This window comes from Marinifilum flexuosum (assembly GCF_003610555.1).
GTDB classification, from domain to species: Bacteria; Bacteroidota; Bacteroidia; order Bacteroidales; family Marinifilaceae; genus Marinifilum; species Marinifilum flexuosum.
The window spans coordinates 529,070-546,246 of sequence record NZ_RAPQ01000010.1 but is presented as its reverse complement, the minus strand read 5'-3'; the positions used below and the strand labels follow the sequence as shown (position 1 = coordinate 546,246).

Sequence of the window (17,177 nt, the reverse complement as noted above, 5' to 3'; positions counted from 1 at the left end):
TTATTAATGAGTAAGCATATTGCTATTCTGGGATCGACGGGTTCCATTGGAACCCAAACATTGGAAGTGGTAGAAGCAAATCCCGAAGAATTTGTTGTAGATGTTTTAACTGCAAACAATCAAGTAGAATTACTAATAGAACAGGCAAAGAAATTTAAGCCTGATGTTGTTGTTATAGCCAAAGAAGAGAAATATCCTCAACTTGTTGAAGCTTTAAAAGATGAGCCAATAAAGGTTTATGCTGGTCACGAAGCCATTGCCCAAGTTGTTCAAATGGGGGCCATTGATGTTGTAGTTACAGCAATGGTTGGATATTCGGGGTTGTTGCCTACAATAAATGCCATTAAAGCCAGAAAAAATATTGCTTTGGCAAACAAGGAAACATTGGTGGTTGCTGGTGATATCATACAGAAATTAGCATTGGAGTATGGTGTAAGTATTTACCCTGTTGATTCGGAGCACTCAGCAATTTTTCAGTGTTTATTGGGTGAGTTCGATAATCCAATTGAGAAAATATACCTGACAGCTTCGGGAGGTCCGTTTAGAGGAAAAGATAAAAAATTCCTTGAGAATGTTACCGCCAAGCAAGCCTTGAAGCATCCGAATTGGGATATGGGAGCAAAAATTACCATTGATTCGGCAAGTATGATGAATAAAGGTTTTGAAGCAATTGAAGCAAAATGGTTGTTTGATCTACGTCCCGATCAGGTTGATGTGATTGTACATCATCAGTCAATCGTTCATTCCATTGTTCAGTTTCAGGATGGATCGATGAAAGCACAAATGGGTTTGCCTGATATGAAACTGCCAATTCAGTTTGCTCTTACTTACCCAAAGAGATTAAAAACAGATTTTCCTCGTTTTAATTTTTTAGATTATCCTGAATTGAATTTTGCTCCTGCCGATTCTGAGAACTTTAAAAATTTGACTCTTGCATACGAAGCAATGAATAAAGGTGGTAATTTGCCATGTGTAATTAATGCTGCAAACGAAATTGTAGTTGACGCTTTTCTTAAAGATCAAGTTGGGTTCTTGCAAATGAGTGATATCATTGAAGAAGTTATGAATAAAGTAAGTTTTATTCAGAAACCGAGCTATGAAGACTATGTTTTATCTGATTCAGAAGCGAGAAGATTGGCAGAAGCCATGTTGTAAAAAATAATTATCTTAGGCAGCCTTTTACAATTAACAATTAGTAATTAACAATTAGCAGGTAGAAAAATAGTATGGTGTAATGAGAGTTATTTACTCCTGATTTATTACTTGTTACAAATAAATATTTGAATGGATGTATTGGTTAAAATAGGACAGTTTTTATTGAGTTTGTCTATTCTTGTGGTTTTACATGAGTTAGGACACTTTGTATTTGCAAAATTGTTCAAAACAAGGGTTGAGAAATTTTATATGTTCTTTAATCCTGGATTTTCTCTTTTTAAATTTAAAAAAGGAGAAACAGAATATGGTATTGGCTGGATTCCTCTTGGTGGATATGTGAAAATTTCTGGGATGATTGATGAATCGATGGATAAGGAACAAATGGCAATGCCTCCAAAACCATACGAATTTAGATCAAAGCCAGCATGGCAGCGTTTGCTTATCATGATTGGTGGGGTATTGGTAAACTTCATCTTGGCATTTGTTATCTACACAGCTGTTTTATTTGCATGGGGAGAACAGTATTTGCCAGCTGAAAATGCAAAGTATGGTATTGTTTGTGATTCTTTGTCGGAAAGTATTGGTTTAAAGGATGGAGATATTATTGTTGCTTTGGATAATCAAAAAGTAGAGAGATTTTCTCAAATCATGCCAGAGATTATTCTAAATCGACCTTCATCAATTCAAGTGATTCGAGATGGAGTAAATATGGACGTTACTATTCCAACATCATATATTCCAGCATTAATTGAACGAAGTAGTAAAAAGTTTGGTGTCGACCCAACAATTAGTCTTCGTTATCCATTTCACCCTATGAAAGTAGGTAAAGTAGCTAAAGATTCACCAGCTAAGTTGGTAGGCTTACAAAAAGATGATGAGATTGTAAGTGTGAATGGAGTGAATTTTACTTATTTTGATGAATACAAAGAGTATTTAGCTACTCAGGCAGGACAAGAGATTAATCTTTTAATTTCAAGAAACAATCAGGAATTAAATTTAAAATTAACTACAACCGATGAAGGCTTAATCGGTTTTCAACCTTTGTTAGATCTTAGCGGATTTAGGTATGAGGCTGTAGAATATACATTTGCACAAGCTGTTCCTGCTGGTATTGGAAAAGGATTTAAAAAGTTGAATGATTACCTAAAACAGTTTGGTTTAATCTTCGATAAAGATATCAAGGGATACAAGTCAATTGGAGGATTTGGTACCATTGGAAGTATTTTCCCATCGGTTTGGGATTGGCATGCTTTCTGGGAGTTAACAGCGTTTCTTTCTATTATTTTGGCTATTATGAATATCCTACCAATTCCAGCATTGGATGGTGGTCATGTGTTATTCTTGATGTATGAAATAATTACAGGAAGAAAGCCCGGCGATAAGTTTATGGAGTATGCACAGGTTACAGGAATGGTTTTACTTTTTGGCTTGCTTATTTTTGCAAATGCCAATGATGTGGTGAAATGGGTATCCAATTGGTAATTATTGCATTAAAAATACTATATTAGCACTGTAAATACTAAAACTCAACTGATATGAATCTTTTTGTAATAGCGGGAATGATTGGTCCCTGGCAAATCGTAATAATTGTATTTGTAATCTTACTTCTTTTTGGTGGCAAAAAAATTCCTGAATTAATGAAAGGATTAGGTCAAGGAATGAAGGAGTTTAAAAAGGCTACAGATCAAGACCAGGATAAAAACAACAAGGATAAAGAGTCGTTAGAAAAATAAATGAGAGGCAGGTATTTTACCTGCCTTTTTTGATGACTCTATTTTTTGAAACCACATCAACTAAAAAATTAGTTTAAAACTTGTAAAATCATTTGGATGCTAGTTGTAAATTAATTATTTTCAATTCGAATTTAGAAATCCCTAAACCTAAACCACTAGTTTGCATGAAGAATTTCATACTTCTTTTGTTAATCTCTCTTTTAGGCAGTTCTGCTGTCTCTGCTCAATCTTTATTTAGCATTCTGCAAAAAGAAAAGCCAGAAAATGCAGAAGAAGTTAACCAACGATTAATGTATTTTACTGATGAGATATTGAAAGAAGAACTTCCAGAGAATGAAATATTAGATGCGAATTATATTCCTGTTTTTTCGGACGAGATATATGCAGAAAGAATGAAGCGTTTAAATGATCTCACACCAATACAGTTGGATTATAAACCAGTGGTTCGTCGCTTTATTGAAGCATATGCAGTGCGTCATCGTGAGAAAACTGGAAAAATAATTGAACGTTCGGAATTGTATTTTCCAATTTTCGAAGAGTGTTTGGACAAATATAATTTGCCATTGGAACTAAAGTATCTTTCGGTAATAGAATCTGCTTTGGATCCTAAAGCAAGATCCAGATCGGGAGCAATGGGCCTATGGCAGTTTATGTATAATTCATGTAAAATGTTTGATTTAAAGGTTACTTCCTATGTTGATGAGAGAATGGATCCAGAGAAATCAACCGAAGCAGCTTGCAGATATTTGCAGTATTTGCATCGTATTTTTGGGGACTGGCAATTGGCAATAGCTGCTTATAATGGAGGACCTGGTGTTGTGCGTGAGGCAATTCAGCGTTCTGGTGGTAAAACTGATTTTTGGGAAATATCACCATATTTGCCACAGCAAACCAGAAACTATGTGCCAATTTTTATCGCTGCAAATTATATTTTAAATTATAGCAGTGAGCACAATATAGTGGCTGCGCCAAATCAATATCCTTACTTTAGGGTATCACCTGTGAATATAAAGAAAAGTGTATTGTTTAAACATGTTGCAGCAATAATTGATGTACCAATAGAAGAGATTAAAAAATTAAACCCTATTTACAAACGAGATATAATTCCTGCAGGCGAATTGCCAGCTCAATTGGTTCTACCTGTTGAAAAAATTGGCTTATTTATCGACAATGAGGAAGAAATTTATGCAATGAAGGATCAACCTAAGAAGTACCTTGAATTGCAAAAGGAACTTTCTTCTACCAAAGGGAAATATATGATTTATCATGTTGTTAAAGCTGGAGAGTATTTTCATAAAATAGCTATGAACTATTCTTGTACCACGCATAATATTATGGAGTGGAATAATATGAAGAATCATGATATCTACATTGGGCAACGATTAAAAATTTGGGTAAAACCATCGGAAGAGATTGCTCAAAAGCCCCAAAGAGATCCATTGTTGAAACAGAGCAAATTTCTACTTTATGAGGTCCAAGAAGGTGATAGTTTGCAATCAATTGCCAATAGGTTTAAAGTAGAGTCTGTTAAAGATCTGGTTGAGGTAAATAACATAAATCAATCTAATGTTGTTGAACCTGGTATGGTATTAAAAATAGTCCAATACGAATAATAAATGAATTCCAAATAAACATCTAATTATGAAAAAAATAATAAATATAACACTTCTTTGTGCGCTTATTATAGTAAGTGCAGTGTCTTGTAAAAAGACAACAAAAGGATTAAGACCAGTTGTAACTGGAGGGTCTGGTGAGGTTTTGGTTTTGATAAACGATGCATTGTGGGAAAGTGCAGTGGGGGATACACTAAAATCAATTCTTAATGACACCCAGTTGGGATTGCCACAAGATGAGTCTGTTTTGGATGTTATTCATATCAACCACAATGCTTTTAGCAGTATGTTTAAAACTCATCGTAGTATCTTGGATCTTAGAGTTTCTGCTAAAGTGAAAAAAAGCAATCTTGCTGTTAAGGATGAACTTTATGCCAAGACTCAGTCATTCATGAAGATTGAAGCAAAAAACAATAAAGCAATGATTGAATTATTGCAAGAGAATAGAAATAAAATTGTTGCTTATTTCCTATTGGGAGAGAGAAATAGAAAAATCAAAACATTTAGAAGAAATGTAGTTCAGGAAATCTTCGAGAAAGTAAAATCAAAATATCAATTTACACTTTCGTTTCCATCTGGATATAAAATCAATAAAGATGAGCCTGATTTTCTTTGGGTAAGCAATGAAACACCAACAACCAGCCAGGGAATGTTTATCTACTCATATGACTACCTTTCAGAAGATATGTTCTCAAAAGATCAGATTATTAAAAGAAGAAATAATTTATTGAAAAAATATGTTCCTGGACCTTCAAAGGGAAGTTATATGGCAACTGAAATGTCGTATCCGATTCTTTCCAGACAATTTGATTTTGGAGGAAACTATGCCTATGAAACTCGTGGACTTTGGCAAGTAGAGAACGACTTCATGGGTGGTCCATTTGTAAGTGTGACCTTTCTTGATGAAAAGAATAATAGAGTAATCTGTATGGACTCTTACGTTTATTATCCTAATAATAATAAACGTGAAATGTTGCGTGAGTTGGAAGCAATCATGTATTCATACGATAATACCACTAAGTAAGAAATGAATTTGCCCGATTATAAAAATTTAAGCATCGAACCATATCGTAATCGCGAAGAAATAATTCGACAAGTTGCTGCACAAATTGAGAAAGATTTCGCTCAATTTGGTTTAGAGGTGCAATTTTCGGGCGAAGTGGATTATGCGTATGAGGAATTGTTTTCTCAATTGAAAGAACATTTAATTTGGCTCTTGGATCGAGATTACCACCGCTTAGTTTTATTGCTTTATCAGATTGATTTGAGTGAAAAGCAAGTTATGCAAGCCGAGGCGCAATATCCTGATGTGCCAAAATCAGATCTTCTTGCCGAATTGGTGATTCTTCGGGAACTGAAAAAAGTTCTGATAAGAAATTACTTTAAAGAGAATCCGGATAAATTATAAAAAGAAACCGTAGCTGCAGAGCTACGGTTTTTCTTTTGGACAGATTTGAAGCAAAGAAAAGATTTTTAGTATTTTTACTTAACTTCAAAATTGGTTTTCACACAAAACCCATTTCAACTTAAAAATTAATACATGAATATAGATTTACTTACACCGAATATTTCAGTAGAAACAAAGAATGTATTTTACTTGACAAGCATTAAAAACTACAAAAATCTTCCTCTTGCCGAAAACGAAATTCAATATCTTATTGAGCAAGTAGAGAATGAATCTTCGCTTATTGAAATAAATCAATATACCCGAAAAGTTTTCGTTCATGTAAACTCTAAAGAAGAACTTGAATACAAGGATTATGAGAAGATGAGAAAGCTTGGTAATTCTCTTCATTCAAAAGTTCAAGAAAGTAAAATCTCAGAACTTGCAGTTGTTGATTTTTCTATGAGCAAAGAATTGACTTTACCAATTCTTGAAGGGTTGTCTCTAAGCAACTATCAGTTTATAAGATATTTAAGGGAAACTAAAAAAGTAAAACATAGTCTTAGTAAAGTTCATGTTCAGAGCGATGTGTTGGATGAAAAAGACATTGAAGAGTTACAATCAGTATGCGAAGCGGTAAAACATGCACGTAATCTGGTAAATGAACCATTAAGTTATCTAACTGCGCAAAAGTTAAGCGAGGAGATCAAGAGAATGGCTGATGAATCAGGCTTTAGTGTGGAAGTTTTTGAAAAGACTAAAATTCAAAGCTTGAAAATGGGAGGTCTTTTGGCTGTAAATAAGGGAAGTATTGATGAACCAACTTTTTCGATTTTAGAGTGGAAGCCTGAAGATGCAAAGAATACAAATCCCATTGTCTTTGTTGGTAAAGGCATTGTTTACGATACAGGTGGTTTGAGTTTAAAGCCAACCAAGGACAGTATGGATTTAATGAAATCTGATATGGGAGGAGCTGCATCCGTTGCAGGGGCATTGTATGCAATTGCAAAAGCAAAACTTCCTGTTCATGTAATTGGTTTAATTCCTGCTACAGACAATCGTCCTGGAGGAAATGCCTATGCTCCGGGAGATATTATTCAAATGTATAATGGACTAAATGTAGAGGTATTAAATACCGATGCCGAAGGAAGATTAATTCTTGCTGATGCATTAAGCTATGCAAAAAAATATGAGCCTGAATTTGTAGTAGATTTGGCAACTTTAACAGGAGCTGCTGCGGTTGCAATTGGCAAGTATGGTGTTGTAGCCATGGGGAATGAAGAAAGTGCGGATAAAATGGAACAACTTAAAAATTCAGGAAACAAGACTTATGAAAGAGTGGTAGAGTTTCCATTTTGGGAAGAATACGGAGAGTTAATAAAATCAGATATTGCAGATTTGAAAAATATTGGTGGTCGTGATGGAGGAGCTATAACTGCCGGGAAATTTCTTGAACACTTTACAGACTATCCTTGGGTTCATATCGATATTGCAGGACCTGCTTTCCTTGGCGCAACTGATAATTACCGAGGAAAAGGCGGCACTGGTGTTGGTGTTCGTTTGTTGTACGATTTTATAAAAAATTACCAATCATAAGGAATCATTAAAAAGATAGTTAGGATTAAGGGATTCTTTCTATTTTTGTAGTCGCAAGCTAAGTTTTTATTTGGAATACAATATCTTGCACTTGTGAACTGATTAAGTTCTAATACTGTTTGAGGTGTGATTAACTTGAGTTTGACAAGTAACACATATCAAACCAAATACTTTAAACTCATGAAGAATACCAAAATAAAGGTCGGAATAACTCACGGTGATATTAATGGAATTGGTTATGAAGTAATCATTAAAACTTTAATGGATAATAGATTGTTTGAACTTTGTACTCCTATTATTTATGGCTCTCCAAAAGTTGCAGCTTATCATCGTAAAGCACTAAATATCGATAATTTTAGCTTGAATAATATTAAAGAAGCACATGAAGCACACCCTAAGCGTGCAAATATCATTAATTGTGTTGACGAGAATATTAAAGTAGAGCTTGGAAAATCAACAAATGCTGCTGGTACTTCTGCCTTTCAAGCATTAGAATCCGCTGTTGCGGATTTGAAAAAAGGAGCAATTGATGTTCTAATTACTGCACCAATAAATAAAAAGAACATTCAGTCGAAAGATTTTGAATTTCCTGGTCATACGGAATATTTGGAAGCGAAGTTGGAATCTGGAAAATCATTAATGTTATTACTTAGTGATAAACTTAGAGTTGGTGTGGTTGCTGGTCATGTGCCAATTTCAAAAGTTCCTGAAAAAATCACCAAAGAGGCAATTGTTGAAAAGCTTGAGATTTTAAATGCATCATTATTAAAAGATTTTGGAATTCAAAAACCAAAAATTGCTGTTCTAAGCCTTAATCCTCATGCAGGTGATAATGGTTTGATTGGTACAGAAGAGCAAGAGATTATTATTCCTGCTCTTGATTCGGCAAGAGAAAATGGAATTATGGCTTTGGGACCATTTCCTGCTGATGGCTTTTTTGGCTCGGATGACTATACAAAATTTGATGCGATTTTAGCGATGTATCATGATCAGGGATTAGCTCCATTTAAAGCATTAGCTTTCGATTCAGGCGTTAACTTTACGGCGGGGCTTTCAGGAGTAAGAACTTCGCCAGCTCACGGAACAGCTTATTCAATTGCTGGAACTAATGTTGCTTCGGAAATTTCTTTCCGCGAAGCATTGTATTTGGCGTTGGATATTCATAAAAACAGACGCATGTATAAGCAGATAAGTAAAGATCCTCTTAAGCCTGCTGAGAATGTGAAAAACGTGCAATAAAAGAATTAACAAAATTATAATAAGAGCGGTTAAATGTTAATCGCTCTTTCTTTTTTTGTTAAAAGCCTATCTTTCATTATTAAAATTGCATAATTTTGCATATTTTAAAATCCTTAAATTCCCAGAATAATCTAATTCTTAATTTATGTTTGAGTACATTAAAGGTGAACTCGCCGATTTAACACCAACATCAGCTATTATAGAAAATAATGGCATTGGATATTTTATTCATATTTCATTAAACACATACAGTCAGTTATCAGGACAAAAAACTGTTCAATTGTACCTTCATCAAGTGGTTCGTGAAGATGCTCATATGTTATACGGTTTTATAGATACCAGAGAAAGAGAAATTTTCCGTCATTTAATTTCTGTGTCAGGAGTTGGTGTAAATACTGCCAGAGTAATGATTTCTTCTTTAAGCCCGGCCGAAATTCAAACGGCAATCTTGTCGAATAATGCCAAAACTTTACAAGGAGTAAAAGGTATTGGAGCAAAATCTGCACAACGAATTATAATTGAATTAAAGGATAAGCTAGGAAAAGAATCGGAGATATTAGAAATTTCACTTCCGCAAGACAATACCAACAAAGAAGAAGCGTTATCTGCTTTAGTGATGTTGGGTTTTGCAAAGAATGCAGCTTATAAAGTAGTTGATAAAATTTATACTGCTAATCCAACATCAAATGTTGAGGATTTAATAAAATTAGCTCTGAAACAATTGTAAACTAAAAACGTATTTGCTTTACTAACCTAAGGAAATCTAACTTAATTGAAAAAACTATTAAAATATACTCTAAGTCTCTGTTTAGTAATATTTTGTTTTGTAATAAAGAGTAGTCAACCGGTTAATGCATATGCTTATCAGGTTGATTCGGAATTTGGTGCATTTCAACAGCAAGACACAATCCTTCGTTCAGGAAATGAAAATAATAGGATTATAAATTCAAGATCACCTTTTAATAAGGATAATCCAAACGCAAAGAATGATTCTCTTCGTTATCCATTTAATGATGAAAATGATAACCTGGAATATGGTTCGCAACAGCAATCTCCGCTGTATTTGAAGGATCCGAGTAATATTAAAACTTCTATTAAGTACGATCCTGCAACTGATAATTACATATTGGTAAAAACCATTGGTGATATGAACTATCGCCGTGCAATTACCATGACAGCCGAGGAATATGAGCAATATGTTGCGGAAAATTCCATTCGAGATTATTGGATGCAAAGAAGTAGAAACGATGGAGCTGGAGGGAATAATGAATTGGTTCCTGATATGAATTTTGGGGGTCAGTTTATAGATAAGATTTTTGGAAGCAATACGATAAAAATAAAACCTCAAGGATCTGCAGAATTAACATTTGGAATTAGTACTACCAATGTTGAAAATCCAACTTTACCTGAAAATTTAAGGAAGACAACTAGTTTTGACTTTGATGAAAAAATCCAAATGAACGTTACAGGTACAGTTGGAGAAAAGTTGAAGATGGATGTGAATTACAACACTGAGGCTACTTTTGATTTCGAAAACCAGATGCGTCTTGAATATACAGGAGATGAAGATGAGATTATCAAGAAAGTGGAGGCAGGTAATGTTTCTATGCCAATTTCTAATACTTTGATTACTGGAGGTCAGAATCTGTTTGGTGTAAAAACTCAAATGCAATTTGGGAAATTAGGCGTTACATCTGTTTTTTCTCAGCAAAAAGGAGAAACCGCTGTTGTTAATTTGGAAAATGGTGCGCAAAAAAATGAGTTTGAGATCTCTGTTGATCAATACGAAGCGAACCGTCACTTTTTCTTATCGAAGTATTTTTACGATACCTATGATAAAGCATTAGAGAATTTGCCAGTTATCAACTCGGCAGTAGCGATTAATAAAGTTGAAGTTTGGGTTACCAATAAAACTTCTAATTTTCAGGATTCAAGAAATGTAGTCGCTTTTGTAGATATTGGTGAAAATGCTACAAATATCAGTAATACACTCTTTTCGCAGACAGGGACAGGGGTTTTGCCAGATAATGATTTAAATGATGTTTATCAGCAAATGACTGAGGTATACTCTGATATTAGAGATGTTAATAGAGTAACAGAAACTCTTGGGCTTTTAGCACCTGGTTTTACGAGTGGTAAAGACTATGAAAAAGTCGAAAATGCTCGTAAACTTTCGCCTTCTGAATATACTGTTAATGAGAAGTTGGGATACATTTCGCTAAACCAAGCTCTGAATGCCGATGAAGTATTGGCGGTTGCTTATGAATATACTAATCGTGGCCAAGTTTATCGTGTTGGTGAATTTACTTCAGATGGTGTTAGTGCACCACAATCTTTGGTAATGAAACTTTTGAAAGGGACTAGCCTTAGTCCTAAACTGCCAACCTGGGAGTTGATGATGAAGAATATTTATAACATCGGAGCTTATCAGGTAAATCAGGAAGATTTCGTTTTGAACATCATGTATCAGAACGATCAGGCAGGAACAAAAGTTAATTATCTGCCAGAAGGAGATATCAAAAACGAGATATTACTGAAAGTTATGAATTTGGATAGGTTGAATTCTCAATTAGACCCAGGTTCAGATGGGATGTTTGATTTTATTAATGGTATCACTATCTACAGTAATAATGGTAGAGTTATCTTCCCGATTATAGAACCATTTGGATCTTATTTAAGAGGGAAAATAGGGAATGATGCTATTGCAAATAAGTATGTCTTCGAGGAACTATATGAGAAAACACAGAATGAAGCTCAACAAATTGCTGAGAAGAATAAATACTCTTTAAAAGGGAGTTACAAATCATCCTCAAGCTCAGAAATTTCTTTGAATGCTTTAAATGTTCAACCAGGATCGGTAAGGGTTAAGGCAGGAGGAAGAGAACTGGTCGAAAATATTGATTATACAGTTGATTATACCTTAGGTCGTGTAAAAATTATCAACCAAAGTTTATTGGAGTCAAACACACCTATTAGTATAGAATCAGAAAACAATTCACTGTTTAATATTCAAACCAAAACCCTTCTAGGTGTTCAGATGGACTATCAGGTTAATGATAATTTTAATCTTGGAGCCACGGTGATGCACTTGTCCGAACAGCCATTAACTCAGAAGGTGAATATTGGTGATGAGCCAATATCGAATACCATTTGGGGGTTAAATGGAAGTTATGAGACAGAATCGATGTTCTTAACCAGAATGGTTGATAAATTGCCATTTATTGAGACAAAAGAGCCTTCTAAAATATCGGTTGAAGGTGAATTTGCACAACTAAGACCAGGACACAATAAATCAATTGGAGGTTCAGGTACTGCTTATATCGATGATTTTGAAGGAACCCAGACTTCTATTGATATGAAGAGTTTGAGTTCTTGGGTATTGGCAAGTACTCCTCAAAATAATGATGTGCTATTTCCTGAGGGAAACTTGAGTGGTGATTTGGCATATGGTTTTAATCGTGCAAAATTGGCATGGTATGTAATTGATCCATTATTCTTGCGTAATAATTCGGCAACTCCAGGGCATATTAAAGCAGATAAGGAACAACAGTCAAACCACTTTGTACGTGAGATTTTTGAGGAAGAAATTTGGCCTAATAAAGAAAGAGCATCAGGTGTTCCAACGAATATTTCGGTTTTAAACCTTGCATATTATCCTGACGAGAAGGGACCCTATAATTATGATGTAGATGGACAGGCAGGTGTTTCACAAGGGATGAATCCTGATGGAACATTAGAAGCTCCGGAAACACGTTGGGGAGGGATCATGAGAAGAATAGAAACCAACGATTTCGAAGCGGCAAATATTGCATACATCGAATTCTGGATGATGGATCCATTTGTATATGATAAGAATCATAAAGGAGGAGAATTATTTTTTAATTTGGGTAATGTTTCAGAGGATATTCTTAGAGATTCAAGAAAATCATTCGAGAATGGTTTACCTACTAGTGAAGATCTTTCTTTGGTGGATAATACAGTTTGGGGACGTGTTCCTAAAATTCAATCACAAGTAATTGCATTTGATAATAATACGAATGCTAGGAAGTATCAGGATGTTGGCCTGGATGGGCTTAACTCTGAAGAAGAAATTAGTTTTTTTGATGAGTATATTCAGCAAATTGAATTATCTGCCAACTTAGGAGTTGGGTCAGGTGCCTATGTAAATGCTATAAACGACCCTTCAGGAGATGATTACCACTATTTTAGAGGTAGTGACTATGATGCCGATGAAGTTGGTATCTTGGAAAGATACAAGAGATATAATGGGCCAGAAGGAAATTCACCAACTTCTGAATTGTCAACTGAACCTTATCCAACTTCAGCAACAACATTACCAAATGTTGAAGACATAAATAATGATCAAACTTTAAGTGAAACAGAAGCTTATTATCAGTATCGTGTACATCTTGAACCAACAGGAATGGAAGTTGGAAAGAATTTTATTACCGATAAAATTACCAGTACTGTCGATTTGGCAAATGGCACTCAAGGAACAGTTGATTGGTATCAATTCAAAATTCCAGTTAATGAGTTTGAAGATCAGTATGGAAGCATTTCGGATTTTACTTCCATTCGATTCATGAGAATGTTTCTTAAAGGATTCGAAGAGGATGTAATTATGCGTTTTGCTACTTTGGATTTAGTTCGTGATGATTGGAGAAAGTATGAGCAAGCTTTAAATGAGGATAAAGATGATGCAGTCATTTCGGATGCAAACTTTGATATTACCGCAATTAATATTGAAGAGAATGCCTCAAAAGAGCCAGTAAATTATGTACTTCCTCCAGGAATCGATAGAGTTGTAGATCCTAGTAATCCACAATTAATACAATTGAATGAGCAAGCCATCTTATTAAAAGTTACTGACCTTGAAAATGGAAAAGGAAAAGGAGCTTACAAAACGCTTAGTATGGACATTCGTAAGTATGGAAAGCTTAAAATGGATGTTCATGCCGAAGAAATTAGTGGTTTGCCTATAAGGAATAATGAAGTTACAGCTTTTATTCGATTGGGATCAGATTATCAGGATAACTACTATGAATATGAAATTCCTTTGAAATTAACCGCTCCAGGTGTGTATAATGGAGATAATGAAAATGATAGGTTAGCAGTTTGGCCAGATGAGAATAGATTTGATTTTAAACTAAGATTATTCCAAACCATTAAACAATTGCGTAATGATGCTATGAGATCTGTTGGATCAAGTGTTGACTACCTTACTGTTTATGATGCTGCTGTAAATGATTTATCCAGTGGTAATAATCCTGTAAAAGAAGGACATAGGGTTAGAATAAAAGGTAATCCGAATCTTGCCAATGTGAGAACCATAATGATTGGGATTAAAAATCCACTTGAAGATATTACTGGTAGTGATGACAATCAGCCAAAATCAGTCGAAGTTTGGATGAATGAATTACGTTTGTCTGATTTTGATGAAGATGGAGGTTGGGCTGCAAATTTAAGAGTAACAACAAAATTGGCAGACTTGGGTACGGTAACATGGTCTGGAAGTCAGATTACTTCAGGTTTTGGAGGTATAGAAGATGGTGTTAATGAGCGCTATAAAGATGATATTTTCCAATATGATTTTTCTGCAAGTTTGGAGTTAGGAAAATTCTTCCCTGAAAAATCAGGAGTGAGAATTCCGATGTACTATGCAATTTCAGAAGAAACTGTTACACCTGAGTATGATCCTTTGGATCCTGATATTCCTTTGGATATAGCTTTGGAAAATGCAGAGAATAAAGAAGAAAGAGAAGAGATTAAACATAGGGCACAAGAATATACCAAACGAAAAAGTTTCAACCTTACCAATGTTCGAATCGAGAAGCAGGAAGGAAAAGCAAAACTGCTTGATGTTTCAAATTTATCAATGACTTATTCGTATAATGAAACTTATTCGAGAGATGTAAATACGACTCTTGATTTGGAGAAAAATTATCGTGGTGTACTTAGCTATAATTATACCGAGCGCCCGAAAATTGTACAGCCATTCAAAAAGGTAAAAGCTTTTCAAAAGCCTATGTTTAGGTTATTAAAGGATTTCAATTTCTATTATTTGCCAACACAATTGTCTTTCCGTTCGGATATTCAACGTTACTATCATGAAATAGAAAAACGAAATATTGAAGAACCAGGATTAAAAATCGACCCATCATACGATAAAGATTTTATTTGGTACAGATATTACGATTTGAAATACAACCTAACGAAAGGCTTAAAATTCGATTTTTCTGCAACAAATACTTCACGTATCGATGAACCAGATGGTATTGTTGATAAGCATAGAGATCGTGATGCTTATGAAATTTGGAAAGATTCGATTTGGAATAATTTAATGGATGGTGGACGAAATATTAAATACCACCATAAGTTTAATGTGACTTATACCGTTCCGATTAATAAAATTCCGTTGTTTAACTGGACTTCGCTTAATGCACGTTATTCAGGTGCGTATGATTGGAATGCAGGAGCAATTACTGCCGATACAATTGAGTTGGGTAACACCATTCGAAATTCGAATAATATTCAGTTGAATGGTCAATTAAAAATGACAAGTTTGTATAATAAAGTTGGCATTTTAAAGAAGATCAATCGCAAATACAATTCGAACCGTAAGTATAAAAAGAAAACCAAATCATACAAGAAGGTAAATTATGACGGTAAAGTTGATGAATTGAAAGCAGGAGTACCTGTTTCCATTTATCACAAATTAATGACTGAGGATATTACCATTAGAGCCTACGATAAGTTAGGAAAAGAGGTGAAAATTAAGGTTAAACCTGTTACCGGAAATCGAGCTAAAATAACAGCTTCTCGAACTGTTAAAGATGTTAGGGTACGCGTTACCGGTAAAGTTACCGAGAAAGATAACGTGTTTGCGGTTATTGGAGAAAACTTTCTGAGAACATTAATGAGCGTGAGAAATATAAGTGTTAATTATTCTGAAATTAACTCGACAACTTTACCTGGATATTTACCACAGACAAACTATTTTGGTGGGGAATCATTCAATGGAACAAAAGCTCCTGGATTTGGTTTTTTAACTGGTCAGCAAGATAAAAACTTTGCGCGTAGAGCTGCTGATAAAGGTTGGATTACAACTGATCCTACAATGAATGATCCATATGTAATGAGTCATACTCAGAATTTTTCAATTCGTAGTACAATTGAACCTTTTAAAGGATTGAAAATTGATCTTACTGCAAATAGAAATTATTCAAGAAATAGAAGTGAGTATTACATCTATGACAAAGATAATGATAGGTTTAGTAATGAAAATCTTGTAAAGTCAGGAAACTTTAGCATGAGTTTCTTAAGTTTAAAATCGGCATTTTTTACCATAGGTAATACTGGAGATTATTCGTCGGAGTATTTCAACAAGTTCCTGGAAAATCGCAAATCTGAATCTTTAAGGTTAGCGCAACAACGTTATGGTGCATCATATGAGGACGAAGAGATTATGGATGGTGATAAAGGAACAGGATATTACAACGGATTTACTTCAACTTCACAGGAAGTGTTGATTCCAGCTTTTCTTAAAGCATATGGTAATGTAGGAAGTGGCTTCAATAAATTGTTCCCTGGAATTGCTAAAATGAAACCAAATTGGAGAGTTTCATTCGAAGGCTTGTCAAAAATTCCATTTATTCGACGTTATTTCAAATCCATAAACTTGAGTCACGCATATACTTCAACTTATGACGTTGGTTCCTACACAACAAATTTATCTGCCGAAGTAGATGAAGATGGATTTCTTGAAATAAATAAGATTACGGGTAATTTTTACAATTTGTACGATGTGAATTCAATTTCGATTAATGAGCAGTTTAATCCATTGATTAATGTTGATATGATTTGGAAAAATAATTTTTCTACAAGTTTTGAAATTAAACGTACACGTAACCTAATATTGAGCCTGTCCAATACTCAGTTAACCGAAGTAGCTTCGAACGAAATGATTTTTGGTATGGGATATCGATTTGATAATTTCGGAATGATAATTGGATCTGGTTCTCGCCAGAAAAAATACAATTCAGATTTGAATTTAAGAGCAGATTTATCAGTAAGAAAGAACAGTACCATTATTCGAAAAATTGTTGATGAAGTAGATCAGCTAACTTCTGGCCAAAAGGTGGTTACCTTAAAGTTTAGTGCAGATTATGTTTTGAGTAACAGATTCAACCTGCGTTTGTATTACGATAGAATTGTAAATACACCTTACGTATCACTTTCTTATCCAACTACAACCACAGAGTTTGGGGCAAGTATAAGATTTACATTAGCGAATTAATAAAGTGTTTAAGAGCAGGTTGAAACAAGAATATTTTTCATGAACTATTAATATTCAATAGGTTTATTGTATGATATTGATCTAGAATGTGATAAAGATCATACATTCAATAGTTGATTTACTCAATTACTAATATTTAATTATTGAAAAAAAACTGTAAA

The 17,177-nt window shown here is 34.3% G+C and carries 10 protein-coding genes; all 10 read left to right on the top strand.

All coding sequences use genetic code 11. The features are described 5' to 3' along the window. The first annotated feature begins 6 nt into the window (after nucleotides 1-6). The 10 genes from BXY64_RS15515 to sov all read left to right on the top strand — a co-directional run bounded on the left by BXY64_RS15515 (nucleotide 7) and on the right by sov (nucleotide 17,016). Entirely contained in the window at nucleotides 7-1,155 is a 1,149-nt protein-coding gene (locus BXY64_RS15515; protein WP_120240893.1) for a 1-deoxy-D-xylulose-5-phosphate reductoisomerase, read from the top strand. A 129-nt stretch (nucleotides 1,156-1,284) separates the two neighbouring features. Then, nucleotides 1,285-2,637, top strand: a complete 1,353-nt coding sequence (rseP, locus tag BXY64_RS15510; RefSeq protein ID WP_120240892.1) for an RIP metalloprotease RseP — start codon at nucleotides 1,285-1,287, stop codon at nucleotides 2,635-2,637. Nucleotides 2,638-2,690: 53 nt separating this feature from the next. Beyond that, nucleotides 2,691-2,888 carry a Sec-independent protein translocase subunit TatA/TatB gene (locus BXY64_RS15505; RefSeq protein WP_120240891.1) on the top strand — a complete coding sequence of 66 codons (198 nt, stop codon included), beginning with the start codon at nucleotides 2,691-2,693 and terminating at the stop codon, nucleotides 2,886-2,888. Between the two features lie 164 nt (nucleotides 2,889-3,052). Further along, entirely contained in the window at nucleotides 3,053-4,501 is a 1,449-nt protein-coding gene (locus tag BXY64_RS15500) for a lytic transglycosylase domain-containing protein (protein ID WP_120240890.1), read from the top strand. A 28-nt stretch (nucleotides 4,502-4,529) separates the two neighbouring features. Next, complete coding sequence (locus tag BXY64_RS15495; protein ID WP_120240889.1) at nucleotides 4,530-5,525, top strand: DUF4837 family protein; 996 nt, start codon at nucleotides 4,530-4,532, stop codon at nucleotides 5,523-5,525. A 3-nt stretch (nucleotides 5,526-5,528) separates the two neighbouring features. Continuing rightward, nucleotides 5,529-5,909: a hypothetical protein gene (locus BXY64_RS15490; RefSeq protein ID WP_120240888.1), complete on the top strand. Its 381-nt coding sequence runs from the start codon at nucleotides 5,529-5,531 to the stop codon at nucleotides 5,907-5,909. Between the two features lie 132 nt (nucleotides 5,910-6,041). Then, nucleotides 6,042-7,481, top strand: coding sequence for a leucyl aminopeptidase family protein (locus BXY64_RS15485; protein ID WP_120240887.1), 1,440 nt, complete (start codon nucleotides 6,042-6,044; stop codon nucleotides 7,479-7,481). A 180-nt stretch (nucleotides 7,482-7,661) separates the two neighbouring features. Next, the gene (gene pdxA / locus BXY64_RS15480; protein ID WP_120240886.1) at nucleotides 7,662-8,720 is read left to right on the top strand and encodes a 4-hydroxythreonine-4-phosphate dehydrogenase PdxA; all 1,059 of its coding nucleotides are present in this window, start codon (nucleotides 7,662-7,664) and stop codon (nucleotides 8,718-8,720) included. 145 nt (nucleotides 8,721-8,865) lie between these two features. After that, complete coding sequence (ruvA, locus tag BXY64_RS15475; protein ID WP_120240885.1) at nucleotides 8,866-9,447, top strand: Holliday junction branch migration protein RuvA; 582 nt, start codon at nucleotides 8,866-8,868, stop codon at nucleotides 9,445-9,447. A gap of 45 nt (nucleotides 9,448-9,492) precedes the next feature. Next, nucleotides 9,493-17,016, top strand: coding sequence for a T9SS outer membrane translocon Sov/SprA (gene sov, locus BXY64_RS15470; RefSeq protein ID WP_120240884.1), 7,524 nt, complete (start codon nucleotides 9,493-9,495; stop codon nucleotides 17,014-17,016). Nucleotides 17,017-17,177: the final 161 nt, after the last annotated feature.